1 protein-coding gene is annotated in these 1,240 nt (G+C 58.7%); it reads left to right on the top strand.

The features are described from left to right. The first annotated feature begins 82 nt into the window (after positions 1–82). Positions 83–1,191 (top strand): IS3-like element ISBcen22 family transposase gene (locus tag H0X91_RS34645; protein ID WP_196433817.1). Its coding sequence is split into 2 segments (ribosomal slippage): positions 83–344 and positions 344–1,191, totalling 1,110 coding nucleotides; the frame shifts between segments, so codons are not numbered across the junction. Positions 1,192–1,240: the final 49 nt, after the last annotated feature.

Genomic DNA, 1,240 nt, shown 5'->3' with positions numbered 1-1,240 from the left:
CTGATCTGCTCTAGAAATCCTGGACACAAATGAGTGTTAGTGTTTCGGAGGCAATTTTCCCAATAGGAACGGGAGGTTGGCGATGAAGCGCAAGCAATATTCGGTGGAGCAGATCGTGGCCGCGCTCAAGCAGGCTGAGCTGGGCATGCCGGTGGCGGATCTGGTTCGGCAGCTCGGGATATCGGAGCAGACGTATTACCGATGGAAGAAGCAGTACGCGGGTCTGGAGTCGAACCAGGTCCGCGAACTGAAGCAACTCCAGGATGAGAACGAGCGGCTCAAGAAGCTAGTTGCGGAACTGAGTCTGGACAAGGCCATCCTGCAGGATATCGCCACAAAAAAGTGGCCGCGCCCGCGCTGAAGAGACAGGCAGTGAGCTACATCGTGGATCACTACGGTCTTCCGACGCAGCGGGCGTGCCGGCTGGTCAAGCAAGCTCGCAGTACCCACTACTATCGCAGCGTCAAGGACCCGCAAACGGCACTGCGTCAACGCATGCGCGAGATTGCGCAGACGCGCGTTCGATATGGCTACCGGCGCGTGCACGTGCTGCTCAAGCGTGAAGGTTGGCGTGTGAGCCGTAATCGGGTCTATCGGCTCTACGCCGAAGAGCAGCTTCAACTGCGTTCGAAGCTACCCAAGCGCCGCAAGATGGTGGTGTCGCGCCGCGAGCGTTGCGTGCCGGTTCGTCCCAATGAAGTCTGGAGTCTGGACTTTGTGGCGGACCAGTTAGCCGACGGCACCCGCTTGCGCGCCCTGACGGTCGTGGACATCTTTAGCCGTGAAGTGCTGGCCATTGAAGTAGGCAAGCGCTTGCGTGCCGAGGACGTCGTGTCAGTGCTGAATCGTTTGGTGGCTCAGCGCCGCGCACCGAGGTTCCTGTTCGCCGATAACGGCAGCGAATTCTCGGGTCGCCTGCTGGACATGTGGGCCTACCACTACAAGGTGCAGATCGACTTCAGCCGGCCAGGCAAGCCCACCGACAACAGCTTCATCGAGACATTCAACGGCTCGTTCAGGGACGAATGTCTGAACCTGCACTGGTTCGAATCGTTAGCGGAAGCCAAACGAGAGATCGAGGCTTGGCGCCGCGACTACAATGAGACTCGACCTCACATGGCGCTCAAAGAGCTAACACCGGGTGAATTCGCCCGGCAATACAGCCTTCGGCCCACGGCCGAAGGCTCATGAAAGACCGAACACTAACGCTCGGTACTGTCCAAGAAATCCAAGCGGTTCA

Source organism: Burkholderia sp. 9777_1386, from assembly GCF_015712265.1.
GTDB lineage: Bacteria > Pseudomonadota > Gammaproteobacteria > Burkholderiales > Burkholderiaceae > Burkholderia > Burkholderia cenocepacia.
Note: the sequence above shows the minus strand (reverse complement) of the source record. Positions and strands in the feature narration are given on the sequence as shown.